The 18,636-nt window shown below is 40.7% G+C and carries 17 protein-coding genes; 5 read left to right on the forward strand and 12 right to left on the reverse strand.

The genetic code is table 11. The features are described from left to right. Positions 1-32: 32 nt before the first annotated feature. The 8 genes from NSS76_RS13760 to NSS76_RS13795 all read right to left on the reverse strand — a co-directional run bounded on the left by NSS76_RS13760 (position 33) and on the right by NSS76_RS13795 (position 7,969). The gene (locus tag NSS76_RS13760; RefSeq protein ID WP_151040407.1) at positions 33-1,385 is read right to left on the reverse strand and encodes an amidohydrolase family protein; all 1,353 of its coding nucleotides are present in this window, start codon (positions 1,383-1,385) and stop codon (positions 33-35) included. 176 nt (positions 1,386-1,561) lie between these two features. Next, the gene (locus NSS76_RS13765; protein ID WP_166644691.1) at positions 1,562-1,738 is read right to left on the reverse strand and encodes a hypothetical protein; all 177 of its coding nucleotides are present in this window, start codon (positions 1,736-1,738) and stop codon (positions 1,562-1,564) included. A gap of 16 nt (positions 1,739-1,754) precedes the next feature. Then, positions 1,755-2,507: a hypothetical protein gene (locus NSS76_RS13770; RefSeq protein ID WP_044334904.1), complete on the reverse strand. Its 753-nt coding sequence runs from the start codon at positions 2,505-2,507 to the stop codon at positions 1,755-1,757. Between the two features lie 253 nt (positions 2,508-2,760). Continuing rightward, positions 2,761-3,375, reverse strand: a complete 615-nt coding sequence (locus NSS76_RS13775) for a LysE/ArgO family amino acid transporter (protein ID WP_034624225.1) — start codon at positions 3,373-3,375, stop codon at positions 2,761-2,763. Between the two features lie 132 nt (positions 3,376-3,507). Continuing rightward, positions 3,508-5,088 (reverse strand): acyl-CoA synthetase MbcS, encoded by a 1,581-nt coding sequence (mbcS, locus tag NSS76_RS13780; RefSeq protein ID WP_341082392.1) that lies wholly within the window; start codon positions 5,086-5,088, stop codon positions 3,508-3,510. A gap of 226 nt (positions 5,089-5,314) precedes the next feature. After that, the gene (locus NSS76_RS13785; RefSeq protein ID WP_024424829.1) at positions 5,315-5,527 is read right to left on the reverse strand and encodes an alpha/beta-type small acid-soluble spore protein; all 213 of its coding nucleotides are present in this window, start codon (positions 5,525-5,527) and stop codon (positions 5,315-5,317) included. Positions 5,528-5,616: 89 nt separating this feature from the next. Then, positions 5,617-6,822 carry a tRNA uracil 4-sulfurtransferase ThiI gene (thiI, locus tag NSS76_RS13790; protein WP_341082393.1) on the reverse strand — a complete coding sequence of 402 codons (1,206 nt, stop codon included), beginning with the start codon at positions 6,820-6,822 and terminating at the stop codon, positions 5,617-5,619. 4 nt (positions 6,823-6,826) lie between these two features. Continuing rightward, a complete protein-coding gene (locus NSS76_RS13795; protein ID WP_341082394.1) occupies positions 6,827-7,969 on the reverse strand; it encodes a cysteine desulfurase family protein in 1,143 nt (380 codons plus the stop codon). A 206-nt stretch (positions 7,970-8,175) separates the two neighbouring features. On the opposite strand from NSS76_RS13795, the gene brnQ (NSS76_RS13800) reads away from it, so the two are divergent. Together brnQ (NSS76_RS13800) and brnQ (NSS76_RS13805) are read left to right on the forward strand one after the other, a co-directional pair. Then, entirely contained in the window at positions 8,176-9,519 is a 1,344-nt protein-coding gene (gene brnQ, locus NSS76_RS13800; RefSeq protein WP_024424832.1) for a branched-chain amino acid transport system II carrier protein, read from the forward strand. A gap of 214 nt (positions 9,520-9,733) precedes the next feature. Then, positions 9,734-11,077, forward strand: coding sequence for a branched-chain amino acid transport system II carrier protein (gene brnQ, locus NSS76_RS13805; protein WP_073206996.1), 1,344 nt, complete (start codon positions 9,734-9,736; stop codon positions 11,075-11,077). 40 nt (positions 11,078-11,117) lie between these two features. On the opposite strand, the gene ezrA is transcribed toward brnQ (NSS76_RS13805), so the two are convergent. Beyond that, positions 11,118-12,821: a septation ring formation regulator EzrA gene (gene ezrA / locus NSS76_RS13810; RefSeq protein WP_024424834.1), complete on the reverse strand. Its 1,704-nt coding sequence runs from the start codon at positions 12,819-12,821 to the stop codon at positions 11,118-11,120. Positions 12,822-13,162: 341 nt separating this feature from the next. On the opposite strand from ezrA, the gene hisJ reads away from it, so the two are divergent. Then, positions 13,163-13,978, forward strand: coding sequence for a histidinol-phosphatase HisJ (gene hisJ / locus NSS76_RS13815; RefSeq protein WP_341082395.1), 816 nt, complete (start codon positions 13,163-13,165; stop codon positions 13,976-13,978). Here the strand turns inward: hisJ and refZ are convergent. After that, positions 13,948-14,613, reverse strand: a complete 666-nt coding sequence (refZ, locus tag NSS76_RS13820; RefSeq protein ID WP_103132357.1) for a forespore capture DNA-binding protein RefZ — start codon at positions 14,611-14,613, stop codon at positions 13,948-13,950. The genes hisJ and refZ overlap by 31 nt on opposite strands. A 126-nt stretch (positions 14,614-14,739) precedes the next feature. Here refZ and NSS76_RS13825 point away from each other — a divergent pair, with 126 nt between their 5' ends. Both NSS76_RS13825 and rpsD read left to right on the forward strand, forming a co-directional pair. Next, positions 14,740-15,237: a GAF domain-containing protein gene (locus tag NSS76_RS13825; protein WP_024424837.1), complete on the forward strand. Its 498-nt coding sequence runs from the start codon at positions 14,740-14,742 to the stop codon at positions 15,235-15,237. 303 nt (positions 15,238-15,540) lie between these two features. Further along, entirely contained in the window at positions 15,541-16,143 is a 603-nt protein-coding gene (rpsD, locus tag NSS76_RS13830; protein ID WP_024424838.1) for a 30S ribosomal protein S4, read from the forward strand. An 884-nt stretch (positions 16,144-17,027) separates the two neighbouring features. On the opposite strand, the gene NSS76_RS13835 is transcribed toward rpsD, so the two are convergent. Together NSS76_RS13835 and NSS76_RS13840 are read right to left on the reverse strand one after the other, a co-directional pair. After that, positions 17,028-17,594 carry a cysteine hydrolase family protein gene (locus tag NSS76_RS13835; protein ID WP_151862612.1) on the reverse strand — a complete coding sequence of 189 codons (567 nt, stop codon included), beginning with the start codon at positions 17,592-17,594 and terminating at the stop codon, positions 17,028-17,030. A 197-nt stretch (positions 17,595-17,791) separates the two neighbouring features. After that, positions 17,792-18,433: an esterase/lipase family protein gene (locus NSS76_RS13840; RefSeq protein WP_248351535.1), complete on the reverse strand. Its 642-nt coding sequence runs from the start codon at positions 18,431-18,433 to the stop codon at positions 17,792-17,794. Between the last annotated feature and the right edge of the window lie 203 nt (positions 18,434-18,636).

Raw genomic sequence — 18,636 nt, forward strand, 5'->3', positions numbered from 1 at the left:
CCCCATAGGCATCGCCTATGGGGTTATTTTATTTACGAAGGTGTCGATTCAAACTTGTGTGATAAAATATGGTCTCTTGCTGCATAAGCTTTTCGTTTGACCTCTTCTAGGTTCACATCAACAAGCTTTCCGTTTCGTTTCACTGCTTTTCCAGCCACATAAACAGAATCAACATTTGAAGGGTGTGCCGTTTGGACAACCGCGCCAGCCGGATCTGTCATCGGCAGAAGATTCATGCTTGTCCGGTCGATTAGGATGAAATCAGCTTCTTTCCCAGGTGTAAGCGACCCAATTTTATGATCGAGCTGTAATGCACGAGCCCCATTGATCGTCGCAGCCTCAAGCATTTGATGAGCAGACAGCCCAAGTTCAGGCCCCGGCATGATCCCATCCATTAACAACGATTGATTTTGGATCGCGCGCTCTGCTTGAAGCCCGAATTTCATTTGGGCAAACAAATCTCCTCCTGTCGCTGTCACTACGTCTACACCGAGCGTTGGAAGAACACCTTGTTCAATCGCAAGTCCTGTGACAGGATAACCGTGACCCATCATCATTTCAATTTCAGGGGTAATGGATATAGAGCTTCCGCTGTCTGCCAGCATCTTCATTTGATCCGCATCAATTGCATTAATATGCACCATGTTCAAATCCGGTCCGAGTAACCCTGCTTTATGAAGCCGCTCAATCGATCGATCCTCCGCTCCCCAATTCCCAAAGCCGATGTGCATACTACATAGAGCATCTAGAGACCGGGCTGTTTCAATTTCAAATAGCGACGTCTCCCATGAAGAAAACTCTGGACCACGAATCGCAAGTCCCATTGTTAAAAGCTGATCTGATGATTGAAAATGCGCTTTTTTCACACGTGCTGCGTCCTCCATATTAGTGAGCGTACTCTCTCTATCCCAATACTCAGCATCTCCAGAAGAACCAAAAGCAAAAACAGCTCGTATGCCCGCATCTTTTAATCCTCCAATAAGCTCTTCTGTATGATCCAATGAATTGATCATCGTCCAGTCTAAAAACGTGGTCACACCTGCATCTAAAGCTTCTAATGCCCCTAAATAATTGGCGATTCGATCGTCGGATGGGCGTCTCATCGCTCCATAGTTGCCATAATAGATTTTGCTCAAATATGTCTGCAAAGACCAATCTGTTCCTATCCCCCGGATGACAGACTGCCACACATGCCGATGTGTATCTACAAGACCTGGCATGATAACCATATCAGATGCATCAACGATGTCAGCATCACTTACTTCAATTGAAGGTCCTACTTCTAAAATGTATTTCCCTTCAATTAATAAATCTCCCCTTTCAAGAAAACCTAAAGATGGATCCAGTGTTAAGAGAGCTGCATCTTTAAACAATGTTTTCTTCATCCATATCCCCCTTTTCAAATGACGAGGATGAGTGCCCCCGCCTCAATGTCATTTTAAAACAGAACAGGATCAAATTAGAAGGAAAGTGACTTATCTCAATATATGAAGAGCTGGCGTTTCTGAAATAAATGAAAAAAGCATGAGCGTTACGCTCATACTAAGGATTTTTTATCTTATTAGTGAAGGGATGCTAAAAGATACGTTATGAAACCAACAATCGGAATGATCGGGATCATTAATTTCAATGTTTTATTCGTATTCTTATATAAATTCCATAGCAACACTGGTATTCCAAATGTTAACGTATCTAAAACAGCAAGAACTACTCCTTTACGCTGTTCTTTATGAGCCATTCTAAATCCCCCCTATTCACCAAACTTTTTTCACACAATAACCGGCCAATCCCGCTGATATACCTCCATTAATCACTGCGCATGCAATACAGCTAGCAGGTCCCGTAAAACAAATATAATAACACGCTCCTAGAACCATTGAACGTAATGGAAGAGATTCATTCGGACCGCTTTTCTTTTTTAAGCAGTCCCAAAACTTGTTCCAGTTAAAACTCGTTTGAATTTCCGAATCATCTATTTGGACAATTTTTTTATTTAATTCCATCATATCTTGCTTTACAGCATTTTCACCATAGGTAAAAGATCCTTTTAAAAACTCCCCTTTTTGGTTGATATGGAACTTATTTTTCAATTTTCCATTTTGAAAGAAATATGAGTGCAAATTCCCTTTCTCATCGTATTCCGCAAGTTGAATATAGTGAGCTTTTATTTGGCTCAGTGAAACTGAAATGAAGGAAACATTGTTAAGCAGCTGATTATCTGACTTCTTTTTTTTCAGATAAAAATAAACAACATCCATTTTAGCAGCTTTCAAATGAACAGCTGCACTTTCTCCATTTAATAGATATCCTTTCTTTTGGGCTAATTCTTTTGCCTCTAAAAATTGAGAGCTTTTTTTTGCCTTTTTTATGAGTTTTTCTGCTGCTTTATCATTTTGTATCTTTTTAAAAGGCTCGTCCTCCTTTACGGTAACAGCGTTTCCAACCGGATATTGTCCTAATAAAAGTGATATGAACAATAACACACAAAACATTTTTCTTATCTTCATCAATAGACTCCTTTAGTAAATTTAATAAAGATTATAATCTTTCAAGGGAAATAATGTAATAGACTAAATTACCAATAAAACCCACTAGTGATAATGTAGCATAAAGCCTACTCTTTATCATTTCCTCCAGGCAATTGCATCTGATTTACCTCTTAAGATCGTACTGACACTGGCTGGAAAGCCTGTCCAATACACAAAAAAAGCGCTGGATCATTACGTCCAAACGCTTCTTTGTTTCATTCTCTATGTACCTTTACACAATCAATTGATACGCAATGTATAACGCAACCAGCCAGATCATGACCGCCGAAGCCTTATTAATACGGTTCATCCATTTGCCGTTTGTATCTAACTTTCCTAACATCTTCCCTAAAAGGGCGAGCCCCATAAACCATAACCAGGACACGATGATACAGGCAAGTGTGAACGCCAGCTTTTCTGCCCCACTATATTGCAGCGAATTCGTACCAATGACACCAATCGTATCGAGAATCGCATGGGGATTTAAAAGAGAAACTGAACAGGCAAATACAATTTGTTTTCTTGCAGGCATTAATTTCTGCTTCTCTTGATCACCTGATGATGAGCTTGTGTTCCATACAGACCATCCCATATATACTAAAAAACAAAAACCAATGATATAAAGACCGATTTGCAGCACTGGAATGGTAAACACCACAACAGAAACACCTATGACAGCTAAAGCAATTAAAAGTGTGTCACAAAGAGCAGCCGTGATGACGACAGGCATTGCTCGATATAATCGAGGCTGCAGCGCTCCTTGTTGAAATACAAATACATTTTGTGCACCCAAAGGTAAAATGAGACCAAAGGCAAGCACAATTCCATGAATGATCGCAATGGACATTTACTAACATTCTCCTTTTTCAGAAATTCCTACATATTTTAACATAAAGCACCCTGCCTGCTTTCAATGAATTTCAATTTCCGTACAAAAAAAGCGCCGGATGCTTCCATCCGAACGCTTCTCGCTTCTTTATTATTGACCTTTTCGTGCAAGCTCTCTTTCTCTCAGCTCTACACGGCGAATTTTCGCTGACGGTGTTTTTGGCAGTTCGTCAATGAATTCGATTTCTCTTGGGTATTTGTACGGTGCTGTTGTGTTTTTCACATGTGTTTGCAGCTCTTTGATCAGTTCATCACTTTGATCAGTTCCATCACGAAGGACAACGTAAGCTTTGACGATTGATCCTCTGATTTCATCTGGGCTCGCCACAACTGCACATTCCTTCACTGCTGGATGCTTAATCAGCGCATCTTCTACTTCAAACGGTCCAATTGTATAGCCTGAGCTGACAATGATGTCATCTCTGCGGCTTTCAAACCAGAAGTACCCATCTTCGTCTTTTTTCGCGCGGTCACCCGTAATAAAGTAATTGCCACGGCGCTGCGCTTTTGTACGCTCTTCGTCTTTATAGTATTCCTTAAATAAAGCCGGCGTTTCAAGATGCACCGCAATGTCACCAATTTCTCCAGGTGCGCAGACGTTTCCATCCTCATCAATGATATCTACTTCGTTGCCAGGGGTTGGTTTTCCCATACTGCCTGGCTTGATGTCCATTCCTTTTAACACTCCTACGAGCAGTGTGCTTTCAGTTTGGCCATAGCCGTCTCGTACTTCTATATCGAAATGCTTTTTGAATGTATCAATGACTTCACGGTTCAGCGGCTCTCCCGCAGAAACAGCACTATGCAGCTTCGGCAGCTCGTACTGACTTAAATCATCTACTTTTGCCATAAAGCGGTATTCTGTCGGTGTACAGCATAGGACATTGATTTCATTATTTTGAAGCAGCTCTAAGTATGTATTTGGATTGAATTTCCCTCCATATACAAAGCCTTCTGCTCCACTTCCTAACACAGATAAGAGGGGGCTCCACACCCATTTTTGCCAGCCTGGTCCTGCTGTCGCCCATACTTTATCTCCTTCATTAATGGAGAGCCATGCTTTGGCAGCTGTGCGTAAATGTGCATACGCCCATCCGTGTGTATGAACAACCCCTTTAGGGTTCCCTGTTGTACCTGATGTATAGGATAAAAACGCCATGTCTGTGCGCTTTGTCTCTGCCAATTCAAGCTCGTTTGATTGCTCTTCCTTTTGCGCTAGAATGTTTGTCCAGCCATGATCATTTTCGCCGATTGAGAATGTTTTAAAATCGTTTGGTTTTTTGGTTCCGTCGAACGATTGAATGAATGAAGAGTAGACGATCGCTCCTTTTGCTTCTGCGTGTTCAATTCGGTAATCTAAATCTTTCGCACGCAGCATTTCAGAACAAGGAATCACAACCATTCCTGTTTTCAAAATTGCTAAATAAATGCTGTATGCCTCGAGCATGCGCGGCACCATCACAATAATTTTATCGCCTTTTTTGAAGCCTGCTTTTAATAAAACATATCCAATTTTATTTGCCTCTTCCACTAATGCTGCATACGTCACATGTGCTTCGTAGCCATTGCCGTCCTGCCAGTGCAGGGCCATTTTCTCCTTGTCATGACTGAACGCTTCAATCTCACTGACTAAGTTATATTGTTCTGGTGCAATTAAGTCTTCTCTTTTCATGGTACAGCTCCTTTTAGCCTCTTTCTTATGAAACGAAACATGTTTCAATTTACCTATTCTAACACTCATAACTGAAAAATGCTTGAATTAGGACCTACTCCTAGTATTATGCCATAATTTTTTTCATCCGTCTTCTTTTTTAAAAATATTCTAACTATTTATATGTACAAAAAGAAAAGAGCGGGAAGGATCCCGCTCATAAGCCATAGCTTTTAAATTGTGTGTCTTAGAAAGATCCGCCACCCATATGTTGTTGAGCGTAAGATACAAGACGCTTAGTGATTTCTCCACCAACTGATCCGTTAGCGCGAGATGTAGTTTCTGCACCAAGGTTTACACCAAATTCAGAAGCGATTTCGTACTTCATTTGGTCGATAGCTTGTGCAGCGCCTGGTACTAGTAATTGGTTAGAACTGCTTTGTCTGTTTTGTTGAGCCATGTGTTCTCACCTCCTTGTGAATATAGAATGTGTAGAAACACATGACTTCATGCGATTGATTTTATGGTAATTATTATGAAATTTTCGTTTTAGAATAAATCAGCGAATTCGTCTGCTGCTTTCTTTTCATTTGTCACAATAATTGTTTCAATTTGCTCTACTGCCTCGTTCAGCATCGGCTCAAAATCAGCAAAGCTTTCGTAGCGTTCTACCTTCTCAAGCTTTGGTTTTGTTTTAGGAGACGGCGGCGTAAAAATCGTACAGCAATCCTCGAAAGGCTGAATGCTTGTATCGTATGTGCCAATTCGTCTCGCTTCATCAATAATGTCATTTTTATCGACAGCAATGAGCGGGCGGATGATTGGTGTATTGGTCACATGGTTAATAGCATACATGCTTTCAAGTGTCTGGCTTGCCACTTGACCAAGGCTTTCTCCGGTAATAATCGCAAGGGCATCGCGCTTTTCTCTTATTTTGTCAGCTATTTTCAGCATCATTCTTCTTGTTGATGTCATCGTATAGTTTTCAGGTACTTGTTTATGGATCAGCTCTTGAATTTTTGTAAAAGGTACGATGTGAAGCTTCACTTCGCCTCCATAAGCTGCCAGGCATTCTGCAAGATCAATGACCTTTTGTTTGGCACGTTCACTTGTATACGGCGGGCTAAAGAAATGCACAGCTTCAATTTCAATTCCGCGTTTCATCGCTTGATAGCCGGCAACTGGGCTGTCAAAGCCGCCTGAAAGCATGAGCATCGCTCTTCCGCTAGAACCAACCGGCAGGCCGCCTGCACCTTTGACATCTTTAAATGTAATGTACGTTGCTTGCTCTCTGATTTCAATGCGTAAATGCACATCCGGCTGTTTCACATTGACCGTTAAGTTTTCCGTATTCTTTAGAACATGTCCGCCAATTTCGCGGTTCATTTCATTTGAATCAAGTTCAAATTGTTTATAAGAGCGTTTCGTTGAGACTTTAAATGTATTTCCTTGTTCATATACTTCCTGTACCGCTGTTATTGCTGCTTCTTTAATTGCATCTAAATTCGTCTCACATTTAACCGCAAGACTAAAGCTCTGAATGCCAAATACACTTTTGAGCTGTTCAGAAATCGGCTCAGGGTTTTCTCCGTTTAGCATAATCGTGATGCGGTCTCTATCGGATGCAACCTTTAATGCTTCAAAATCCTTTAAGACGAACCGAATGTGCTTTCTTAGTTTTTCAATAAATTTCTTTCTATTCTTCCCTTTTGTTGAGATCTCACCAAAACGGACTAAAATATGATCATATTTCATGCTGTTATCTCATTCCTTTTAATTTTTTCACACTTTGTGCGATCGATGTGATGATTTGCGGCGTTAGCTCTGGTCCTTGTCCATACGTCAAGCTGATTCTCATACTGCTTTTGGCTACTTCCTCTGGTTTTCCCATTGCCAGCAGTACACGGCTTGGCTCTTTTTTCTTGGCTGAGCAGGCAGAGGTTGTAGAAACATATATGCCTTCTTTTTCAAGCATATGGAGGAGGACTTCAATTTGAATACCCGGTACTGAAAAATTCACAATGTGCGGCGCACTTTGCGCCCTCGGTGTATTCATCACAATACCTTCTATCTCTCCAAGCTGTTTTTGCAGCTGCGTTTTTAAGTTCAGCATCTCATTATGATACTTGTCAAGCTGTTCAAATGATTGTTTCATGGCTTTTGCTAAGCTGACAGCTCCAGCAGGGTTTTCAGTACCTGAACGAAGCCCTAATTCCTGCTCTCCTCCAGTAATGAAAGGGGCGAGAGTGACATCTTTCTTTAAAAAGAGTGCTCCTGTGCCTTTTAATCCATGAATTTTATGGCCTGACATCGTCAAAAGGTCTACATCCAGCTGTTTATTGAGTGCGACCTTGCACATTCCCTGCACCCCGTCGACATGAAAAAGTGCGTTTTCGGCATGCTCACGAATGATGCCAGCGGCTTCTTTAATCGGCTGGATGGCACCGGTTTCGTTATTGACGTGCATCATGCTGACAAGCACTGTATCAGGGCGAAGCACTTCTTTTAAATGAGTCATATCTGCATGGCCATGCTCATTTACTTGAATATAGGAGATGTCAAAGCCAAATAACGCCTTCAGCTGTTCAAACGATTCAATAACAGAAGGATGCTCTATTTCTGTGGTCACAATATGCTTGCCCCGGTTCATTTTGGCAAGTGCTGCTCCTTTAATGGCAATGTTATTCGCTTCTGTTGCACCAGAAGTAAAAATAATCTCATATTGTTTCAAGCCCGTGTAGTGAAGCATTTGTTTCCTCGTTTCATTTAACAGCCGGCTTGCATCTATCCCAAGCTGATGAAGTGAAGATGGATTTCCAAAATAACGCTCACTCACTTGCTGATATACTTGTAAAACATCTGGATAAGGTTTAGTTGTTGCACTATTATCAAGATAGATCATATTGTAACTCCTTACAAAAAGCTTAAAAAATAAATGCATTTATATGTTACCATAATGAAGTCAGACAGAGAATTTTCTGAAAATGGCAGTTGACAACTTTTCATTTTCACTATATCATCCATAGTGCAATTGTCACATAAACATTTAAATTGTCAGAATATTTTAATTTGACACACTACACTGATTGAGATTGAGGAGGGACTATTTTGAAAAATAGTTTAAGCATAAAAGAGACACTAGCCATTGGTCTAATGCTTTTTGCATTATTCTTTGGCGCAGGAAATATGATTTTCCCACCTGTTCTTGGACAATATGCTGGTGAGAATGTATGGCTCGCCATTGGTGGATTTTTACTCACAGGAGTAGGTCTTCCGCTTCTAGGGGTAATTGCAGTCGCACTGACAGGTACCGGTGCAAAAGGCCTTGCTGATAAAGCTCATCCTAAATTTGGCACCATTTTCACCGTCATTCTGTATTTGTCCATTGGACCATTTTTCGCTATTCCGAGAACAGGTACGGTTTCGTATGAGATAGGATTAGCTCCTTTCCTGTCAAGTGCCCAATCTACTTCATGGGTACCGCTATTCATCTTTACCGTTGTGTTTTTCGCCATTTCATATCTGCTCGCGTTAAATCCTTCAAAGCTGGTTGATCGAATTGGTAAAATTTTAACACCGATCTTATTAACGGTTATTGCCATTATTGTCATTAAAGCCATTGCTACGCCAATGGGAATGATCGGTGCTCCTGATGCAACTTATAAAGCAAACCCGCTCTTCACTGGCTTTTTAGAAGGCTATAAAACAATGGATGCTCTTGCTTCTATCGTTTTTGGGATCGTCGTGGTAACAGCTGTTAAAGACAGAGGCATTACGGAGCGTAAATCTCTTGCAGCAGCTTGTATTAAAGCAGGATTCGTGGCTGCTATTGGACTGGCACTCGTGTACATTTCACTTGCTTATGTCGGTGCTTCAAGCCCTGATGCGACGGGCATGGTTGGAGCCAATGAAGGTGGCAAGCTTCTTTCACTTTCTGCCAACTTTTTATTCGGTTCTGCTGGTAACATTGTTCTTGGCGCAGCCATTTTATTTGCTTGTTTAACGACGAGTGTTGGACTTATTTCATCTTGCGGGGAATATTTTTCAAAGCTTTTCCCTAGCTTTTCGTACCGTACAGTCGTTCTAATTGTTTCTTTATTTAGTACACTGGTTGCAAACCTTGGATTGGCACAAATTATTTCTCTATCTGTTCCAGTTCTTGTGACCATCTATCCATTGGCCATTGTCATTATTTTATTGTCATTCCTTGACCGCTGGATTAACGGTAGAAGACTCATTTATATCGTATCTCTCATCTTTACTGGTTTCTTCGCCATCATTGATGGATTATTAGCAGCCGAAGTCAATCTAGGGGGCTTCCCTAAGATTTTAGGTTCAATCGTTCCGTTTTACGATTTAGGGATTGGCTGGATCGTACCAGCTATTCTCGGAGCTGTGATTGGTTTACTTATTTCGATGTTTACCAATCCGCCGAAACAGCTCGCCTCCTAGTTATCGTGAACCAAAACATCCTCTTCTTCTGTGGAAGGGGATGTTTTTTTATTGTTCTTCATATACTAAAATAGAAAAATTCATGACTTTTGTACGAAAACACATGTTGACATCAGGCGTACATCCTTTATAATTAGTGAATGTTAATGATGAACGGTTACTTAGCAAGTAATTAACAGAATATTTCAACATAACAATGGAGGCTTTAAATGCAATGAAGGCAACTTTGTCGACGAAAGATACGATTATCATAGGTTTTATGCTGTTTGCTCTATTCTTCGGCGCCGGTAACATGATTTATCCACCAGAACTTGGACAATATGCTGGGCAAAATGTGTGGAAAGCAATGGGCGGATTTTTATTAACAGGCGTCGGTTTACCTCTTCTAGGGATTATTGCGATCGCTTTAACAGGTCGAGATGCGAAAGGATTAGCTGATAAAGCCCACCCGGCTTTTGGAACAGCGTTTACCGTCATTTTATATTTATCTATCGGGCCGCTTTTCGCTATTCCTCGTACAGGAACGGTTTCATATGAAATTGGTGCATTACCCTTTTTAGCAGGTGTACCAGCTTGGCTCTCACTTCTTGTATTCACACTTGTCTTTTTTGGTATTACTTATTATCTTGCTCTAAATCCAACGAAGATTGTGGATCGTGTAGGGAAAGTGTTAACACCGATTAAATTTACAATTATTTTCATTATTATTGTCAAAGCCATTCTAACGCCGATGGGCGTCATTGGCACACCTGATGTCTCTTACAGCAACGGGTCATTTTTCAAAGGATTTCTAGAGGGCTATAAAACGATGGACGCTCTTGCTTCTATTGTGTTTGGGGTCGTTGTCATCAACGCCATTAAAGGACGCGGTGTGACAAGTAAAAAGGCACTGGCTTCTGCTTGTATCAAAGCAGGTTTGATTGCAGCTGCTGGATTAGCCTTCGTTTACCTGTCACTTGCGTATCTAGGTGCTTCTAGTACACATGCCATTGGATTCGTTGGAGATGGAAGCAAAATTTTAGCACAGTCTTCTCAGTTCCTTTTCGGCAGTCTAGGAAATATTGTGTTAGGTGCTGCCATCACAGTCGCTTGTTTAACAACAAGTATCGGTCTTGTCACATCATGCGGAGAGTATTTCTCAAAGTTACTTCCTAAGCTTTCTTATAAAATGGTCGTGACACTTGTTACATTATTTAGTTTCATCATTTCTAACTTTGGACTTGCTCATATTGTTGCTTTCTCTGTACCAGTCTTAACAGCGATTTATCCGCTTGCGATTGTGATCATCGTTCTATCACTTGCTGATAAATGGCTTGGACATAGAAGACCTGTATATGTCCTCTCATTAATTTTGACAGGGTGCATCAGCTTATTTGACGGCTTAGCAGCAGCAAAACTTCCAATCGGTCCAGTAAAAGACTTCTTCCAAACAGTGCTCCCTTTTTATGACCATGGCATTGGCTGGCTTGTCCCTGCGATACTTGGAGTCGCCATTGGGTTCGTGATCTCCCTTTTCACTTCTTCTGCTTCAGAAGAACGCCAGAAACAGGCGTCATAATACAAAAAAGCTGAAGTCCTATCAATGGACTTCAGCTTTTTTATTGATGTTGATATTCTTTTTCTTGCTGAGCTAATAGCTTCTGAACGGCTCCAGGTGATGCTTTTTCCACAGCAGCTGCTGCTACATCAAATGAACCGCTATAATCGTACGCATAAAATCTTCGCTCTGCCTCTTTTAATTGTTCTGAAAGAATATGATTTTGGCTTCTAAAACGATTGCCGTATTGAATGATTCGTTCAATTTGATCCACTTTAGTGAGCATTTCTTCCGTCTCATCCACAACATGTCTCACTGTGTCAGAGGCTTCTTTTAATTGCTCATTCACGGCTGGCATGTTGAGCGGCAGGTTCTCCAGCTGCTCGTGCACTTGCTGAATCATCTCCTGCGCCTTTTCAGCCTGCTCTTTCATGTCAGCAGGTACACCTGGAATATTGCTTTTTTGCAGCTGACGCACTGTATCTGTCAGCATCGTTTTGAGCTCAGCCAGTGTTTCTCTCGCTTGCAGCTCTTCTTTTCTTAATGATTGAAGATGATCCTTAAATGTATCATGCAATGCTTTTGCATCATCGATAAAGGTCTCAAGCTGATTGATTTCATTCATTAATAGTGAATATGCGACATGATCACGATCAAGCTTCTCGCGAATTTGTTTCATGAGCTTTTCAATTTCTTCTAAGCGTTTTTCGAACGCCTTCTGTTGATCAAGCTCTCCGGCTGTCAGTTTGTAGCTTTCTTTTACAAGAGCTGTTTCTGCCTTTGTTTGGGTGTGATCCTGCTCGAGCTTTTCAAACGCTTCCGTCAGCTCAGGCATTTTGCTTTTGATTTCCTGACCTGCTTCTACTTCCGCTTCCAGCTGATCATACAGCGTCTGAATGGCATCATCAATCATTTGGAGAATGCTTGATGCCTCATCCAGATTGAGTTCATCAATCAGCAGTTTTTCCGCACGGGTCAGCTGTTTGTTTAAATTCTCAAGCTCTTTAGTGATCTGGATGTGCTCGAGCTTGTAGCCTTTGTCTGTCATTTCTTTATATCCGTCTTTCAGCTTCGTCAGCTGGCCTGGTACGGTTTGTTTGCAGTCTGCAATGAGCTTCGGTACATCATTGATATACAGCTGAAGCTGATCGAGTCTGCGGTCTTGCTCAAGCAAAATCTTTCTTGCTTTCATATAGTTGCCGTTTTCTGTCTCTTCCTCGTACTGCTTGATCCCTTCCCAGGCTTCATCTAAATCCTGCTCCATTTTGTCATAAAGGGTGCCGTATAAATGGCTGTACGCAAGCAGATTTTTTCGAACTGTTTGATATTGTTCTTTGACCTTTTCAATGTCCTTGCGATTCTGCTCCTCGCTTGTGACAAGGTCTGCAATCTCTTTTAAAATGTCTTCAATGTTCGAATCAGCAGCACTCAGCAAGTCCTCAATGTGCGTAAGAACCTGCTTGGCTTTGGAGAATCGATATTTATCAGAATACTCTTCTGCATCATATAATAGCTCCTCTACCTTTGGAAGATGGGCTGTGACGATATCGTCCCACTCTGCACGCCATCTTTCAAAAAATTGCTCTGTTTCTCCGGTCATTTTTAAATGTTTGATCTTTGAAATTTCTTCTACAATTGATCTGTTTAAAATTTCAATTTTCCATGCTTCCAATCGGTCAATCTCTTTATATATATTTTTTCGCAGGAAATAACCGACTGAAAACAAAGCAAGCAAAATGACAATTAAACCGATGATTAACTCCATAATGAGCCCCCTTGTTGTGATCTAAGTGATGTCAGGGTAAAAGTGTCCCGAGTAGACCTGAGAACCCTTTCGTGTCCGCTTTGCATTTGTTTTTTTATAAGCAGGATCGTATGTTTTCCAATACCATCCATTCACGGTTTTATGTATGTTTTTTCAAGAAAGTATTTGTGCGCTTTCTATCATTTGATCACACGTATCAATGTGACCTGCTTTTATGTATGCGGAAGCTGTCGTTTTCATTGTTATTATGATACCATGTAACCAGCATTTTTGGTCATGATTTTTCATTATTTTCGCTGATAAACATCACGTTTTTCAAAATATCGACAAGAGGTGACGACATGCTGAAACAAGATGCACATCTACATACACCGTTTTGCCCGCACGGTTCGCTTGATTCTTTTCATTCTTATATTGAAAAAGCCATCAAAAAGGGATTTGATTCCATAACCTTTACCGAGCATGCCCCGCTGCCTCCATCGTTTCAAGATCCAACACCTGAGCAGGATAGTGCCATGAAGCTCCAAGACCTTGAAGCGTATATAACGAAACTGGCTCAGCTGAAACAAGAATACAAAGGACAATTAATAGTAAAAACTGGGCTTGAGGTTGACTTTATCAAAGAGTATGAAGAGGAAACAAGAACCTTTTTAGACTGCTACGGTCCAGAACTAGACGACGCCATTTTATCTGTTCACTTTCTTCCTGCTGGCGATGATTATATTTGCCTTGATTTTGACGAGCATGCCTTCCAGCAGCTAATAAGCATCTATGGCAGCATCGAACAGGTCTATCAAAGCTACTATGACCAAATTCATTCTTCTATTCTATCATCTTTAGGCCAATATAAGCCAAAGAGAATCGGTCATATCACCCTTGTCCAGAAATTCAAACAGCTTTTTCCATATGAAATGTCACCTGAACTTTGTCAAAAGGTCACCCTTTGCCTTGAAGAAACGGCAAAAAAGGGCATGTCCTTAGATTTTAATACATCAGGTCTTCGTAAAACATATGCCAGAAGTATCTATTTAGATCAATGGATGATTGAGTTTGCAAAAAAGAAAAAAATTCCGCTCATATTCGGCTCTGATGCCCATCAAGCGGAAGATCTCGGATATGCGTATCATCAATTCGAGGACATCATGAGGTTCAGATGAGAATCTAGTGACGGCTCTTTTGGTTCTAACAGATGATGAAGCGAGCGGCTCAGCTCCTTAAAGTACATTTGATAGAAATACGGCTCACTTGGGTTCAAATAAAGCACCTCTGTTAAATATTGCGGCTGTAAATATGGCATCATGAGAAGTGATTTTAGCTGAATCATAAAGGATGCAAGTGAAAGCTGCTCACAAATAACATGGGTGCTTTTTCCTTTTTCAATGATAAGCTGAAACAAATACTTTTCTTTTGTTAAATATGTCGACATGATTTCTCTGATGAGTGTCGAATCAATCGTCACCTCCCGATAAACGAAACGGGTTAATTGACGGTGCTTGTGCTGATAAGATAAAATATCAAAAACCACATGTAGTAAGCATTCTTTTGCATGACGGGTTTCCATGTGATGGAGATGTGATTCAATCATGTGAATGTAGCCTTCATAAAAATCGGATACGAGCTGCTCAAGCAGCCCTCCTTTTCCTTGAAAGTAATAAGAAATGTGGGCAACGTTGACGCTTGCTTCCTTCGCAATCTCACGGACAGAGGTTCCAGAAAATCCTTTTTGGTTAAAAAGTCTGATGGCAGCATCCATAATACGGTCTTTTGTCTGCACAGTTGTTGATGTTTTCATCCGCTCACCCCTCTTCATGTGTACATACTTCAAGATGAAGGCGGAAGTTCCTTTTACAATTGCTCGACAAATCCCACATGCGAGACGCAAGTTATGTATTTTTAAGATAGAAAGTAGGAGATTTTCATGTTTCATGTCGAAAAACAGTCTGGCGATCCTTCAAAAGACTATCAATTGCTTGTCAAACAGGTAGAAGCCATTACAGATGGTGAACCTGATCTGATTGCCAACTTGGCAAATGCAGCTGCGCTACTCTATCACTCACTTCCTGAAGTCAATTGGGCAGGGTTTTATTTAGCAAAGGGCGGCGAGCTTGTGCTTGGACCATTTAACGGACTGCCTGCATGTGTGCGCATCCCTTCAGGAAAAGGCGTTTGCGGTACAGCCTTTGCGACAGGTGAAGTGCAGCGTATCGCTGATGTCCATGCATTCCCTGGACATATTGCCTGTGATGCCGCATCGCAATCTGAAATAGTCATTCCACTCAAGGTCAATGGACAGATCATTGGGGTACTCGATATTGACAGCCCTGTGAAAGACCGCTTCAGTGAAGTAGATGAGACCTACCTTATTCAATTTACAGACATTCTCCAACAGGCGTTATCCGTCTCTACGGATGCGTAATCATTTTGAAAAAGCAGGCACATTGTCTGCTTTTTTATGTTTCTTTGTATAATGGAGAACGTCACCTTTGCCTCTAAATAGGTTGACTTCTCCTACCCAGCGTCATATAATAGAGTTTGTGTGAAATATGGCAGCCTTTTTGTTCGGCTTTTTTGTATCATTTTGTTCCTTCTATATTATGAAGGTGCATCTTGTAACTCCCTGCTGCTGGAGCGAGGATGCATGAAAACATAATGACGAAAAAGAGGAAGAACAGACGGTTTTTATTTTTCACAAATAAAAACAATAAGGAGGAGTCACATTATGGCTCGCTATACAGGTCCAAGTTGGAAGATTTCCCGCCGTTTAGGCATTTCATTAAGCGGAACAGGTAAGGAACTTGAAAAACGCCCTTACGCTCCAGGCCCACATGGTCCAGGACAACGCAAAAAACTATCTGAATACGGTTTACAATTACAAGAGAAGCAAAAGCTTCGTCACATGTACGGTGTCAACGAACGTCAATTCCGTACACTATATGACAAAGCTGCTAAACTTCCTGGTAAACAAGGTGAAAACTTCATGATCCTTCTTGAAACTCGCCTTGACAACCTAGTATACCGTCTTGGCCTTGCTCGTACTCGCCGCCAAGCGCGTCAGCTAGTAAACCATGGTCACATCCTTGTTGATGGAAGCCGTGTAGACATCCCATCTTTCTCTGTGAAACCAGGTCAAACGATTGCTCTTCGTGAGAAATCTCAAAACCTTGCAGTAGTGAAAGAATCAGTTGAAGTAAACAACTTCGTTCCTGAATACCTTTCTTTCGATGCTGAAAAGCTTGAAGGAACTTTCACTCGTCTTCCAGAGCGTTCTGAATTAGCGCCTGAAATCAGCGAACAACTAATCGTTGAGTTCTACTCTCGTTAATTTCATTACTTCTCTAAGAGAGAGCAAACAAACCCTAGATCCCTTGATTGTTCAAGGATTTCTAGGGTTTTTTTGTATGTTCTCAATTATACATGAAATCATTTGAAGTCATCTTCCATTTTCAACACTTATTTTCCCCGGCTGCCTGCTCCATTCTTACTTCGATCAAACCTGTCTTGATTTTTAAATACAAATATAGGAAATAATTCATTGAATTGCCTATTTTCTATTGGTACAATAATGATGAATGACATATCAGTCGTATGGTCTTCTATAGTACTTAGATGGAGGAGTTCCATGTTTAGTATCATAATCATTCTATTCTTACTTTTAATCTTATCAGTGATCGCCTATTCTCTTTTAAGAAAAAAACAGGTTATCGATGAGCCGCCCAATAGATTTGCTGCATGTCTGTTTATCTTCCTGCTCTTTTTTTCTATCTGCTTTGTGATCGCGGTTCCATGTGTATTGCTATACATCGCCGTTTTAGGCGTGAATTTTCTTTTTGGAGAAACCATCACGTATGATTCGTTTTTTTCTTTGATCTCTTTCTCTTTGTTCGTGAGTATTATCATCGTTTTTTGGTCACCTTTCCTTCTATTCATAGGCAAAGGACTGGCTTATCTCCTTAAACTTCCTTTATGGCTCATTTATACTTTGGAATGGGTGAGTTCTTGGATCGTTTCACATCTCTCTATCAAGTATGTCCTTTACTTAAACTTAATGAATGTATCGATAGAGGATGACGGCCTATTGATTTTATCATTCTTTCTCAGTTTTTTATTTATTGAGATTGATCTCGTTTACTCACGTATGAAACAACGAAAACAATCGCTTAATACGCAAAAAAGCTCCTAGATATCTTTCTAGGAGCTTTCAATCGTTCATTCTTGACTTGTCCATTTTGTGATAAGCTGCTCTGTTGTCATAACAGTCGCAAATTCATCATGCAGGGTTGCAAGTGAAAGCCGGTGGATCGTTTCTGGGTCAAAATATGTACTGTTTTGATCTGTTAGTCCAAAGGCGGCTGTTGCATCTGAGATCAAGTACGTATCAAAGCCAAGATTTCCGCTCATTCTTGTGGTCGTTGATACGCAGTGAGGTGTTGTGAGTCCTGCAATTACGACCGTGTCAATCTGGTTTGATCTTAGATGTTCCTCTAAGTTAGTACCAATAAAGCTGCTGTTGACTTTCTTTTGTATTACTGTTTCTCCCTCTAGCGGGTTAGCAATATCTTTGAAAAGGTGCCCTTCATTTGCCGGATGAAATACAGAGTTCGGTTTGTCGGATGTATGCTGAATATGAATCACTTTCCAGCCTTTCTCTCGCCAAAACGTCAATAGCCGGCTGATATTTTCCTCTGCCTCTAGGTTATTGCGTTCTCCCCACTTTTCATGCTCGAACGCTTTTTGTACATCTACAATGATGAAAGCCTTTTGATTCGTTTTCACAAACGCCCACCTCCGAAAAAATTCCCGTTCACTACATGTAGTGTAAGGAATGGTGGACGTTTTGTACATGTTTTTATTCGGCTATGTACGATGGTCTGTTTCTGTATCATCGTTTTGCCACCCTTTTCAATATCTCTAGCTGCCATATGCCAGTTGACATCAAAAAAGACAGCATATGCCGCTGTCTTTTCGTTTTTTTAATTCGTATTCTGTCCTCCGCCGTTCAGTCCTTCTTTAATATACCCTTTCACTTGGCTTGAGGTTAATAGACCGATATGGCCAACGCCATGGATCAGAATGTTTCTTGCGCCAATTAAACGAGAGAGGCTGTTGACGACAATGAGATCAGCTGAGCTGTAGACAGATGTGTAAAGAATTTTTTGATTTGGATCTGTGCCTGGTAATGCTCTGCTTGAAACGAGTCCGTTTGCTCCACCAATTGTGACAACGTTTTCAATTTTATCGCCGCCATCTAGATTCTTAATATAGTATAATGTGTTCGCTCCGCCCATACTATGAGCCACAATATCTACTTTTTTGGCACCCGTTTTGTCTAACACATCTTTGACGAATCTGGATAGACGCGGACCATTGTTGCGGTTATTTCCTGTTTTGTCTATGAAATCGATAGCATATAATTGGTTTCGATCCCAGCCTTGTGTGGCCAAATAACTTTTAATAGAAAAAAAGTTATAAGAGGCACCGCCAATGCCGTGTACCATCACAACCGGATTATGCTCAGCCGCCTTCACCTCTTTCGGCTGGATAAAAGCCATTGAACCAATCACCAATGCAAGCGCAATGAGAATTTGCAAACTCCTTTTCTTAACAAACATCACTTTCATTCCCCCTTATTCATCTTATACGACTCTATTTTATACAAGAAAAATATGTCAGAAAAGTGAACAAGGTAATGTTTATGAGATGATTTTACAAAAATATAAATAATCAAAAAGCACCTTGGACTTTTTTAAATTCAAACAAAAAGACTACGAGACCTTCTTTCTTTCATATATAATATCAATAGACTAAGGAGGTTCTA

The organism is Bacillus sp. FSL R5-0654 (assembly GCF_038008745.1).
Taxonomy (GTDB): domain Bacteria; phylum Bacillota; class Bacilli; order Bacillales; family Bacillaceae; genus Bacillus; species Bacillus safensis.

What these genes read in the sequence shown, in the direction of transcription:
- NSS76_RS13760 (WP_151040407.1), bottom strand. Translation starts at nt 1,385, where the DNA reads ATGAAGAAAACATTGTTTAAAGATGCAGCTCTCTTAACACTGGATCCA.
- NSS76_RS13765 (WP_166644691.1), bottom strand. Translation starts at nt 1,738, where the DNA reads ATGGCTCATAAAGAACAGCGTAAAGGAGTAGTTCTTGCTGTTTTAGAT.
- NSS76_RS13770 (WP_044334904.1), bottom strand. Translation starts at nt 2,507, where the DNA reads ATGAAGATAAGAAAAATGTTTTGTGTGTTATTGTTCATATCACTTTTA.
- NSS76_RS13775 (WP_034624225.1), bottom strand. Translation starts at nt 3,375, where the DNA reads ATGTCCATTGCGATCATTCATGGAATTGTGCTTGCCTTTGGTCTCATT.
- mbcS (WP_341082392.1), bottom strand. Translation starts at nt 5,088, where the DNA reads ATGAAAAGAGAAGACTTAATTGCACCAGAACAATATAACTTAGTCAGT.
- NSS76_RS13785 (WP_024424829.1), bottom strand. Translation starts at nt 5,527, where the DNA reads ATGGCTCAACAAAACAGACAAAGCAGTTCTAACCAATTACTAGTACCA.
- thiI (WP_341082393.1), bottom strand. Translation starts at nt 6,822, where the DNA reads ATGAAATATGATCATATTTTAGTCCGTTTTGGTGAGATCTCAACAAAA.
- NSS76_RS13795 (WP_341082394.1), bottom strand. Translation starts at nt 7,969, where the DNA reads ATGATCTATCTTGATAATAGTGCAACAACTAAACCTTATCCAGATGTT.
- brnQ (WP_073206996.1), top strand. Translation starts at nt 9,734, where the DNA reads ATGAAGGCAACTTTGTCGACGAAAGATACGATTATCATAGGTTTTATG.
- ezrA (WP_024424834.1), bottom strand. Translation starts at nt 12,821, where the DNA reads ATGGAGTTAATCATCGGTTTAATTGTCATTTTGCTTGCTTTGTTTTCA.
- hisJ (WP_341082395.1), top strand. Translation starts at nt 13,163, where the DNA reads ATGCTGAAACAAGATGCACATCTACATACACCGTTTTGCCCGCACGGT.
- refZ (WP_103132357.1), bottom strand. Translation starts at nt 14,613, where the DNA reads ATGAAAACATCAACAACTGTGCAGACAAAAGACCGTATTATGGATGCT.
- NSS76_RS13825 (WP_024424837.1), top strand. Translation starts at nt 14,740, where the DNA reads ATGTTTCATGTCGAAAAACAGTCTGGCGATCCTTCAAAAGACTATCAA.
- rpsD (WP_024424838.1), top strand. Translation starts at nt 15,541, where the DNA reads ATGGCTCGCTATACAGGTCCAAGTTGGAAGATTTCCCGCCGTTTAGGC.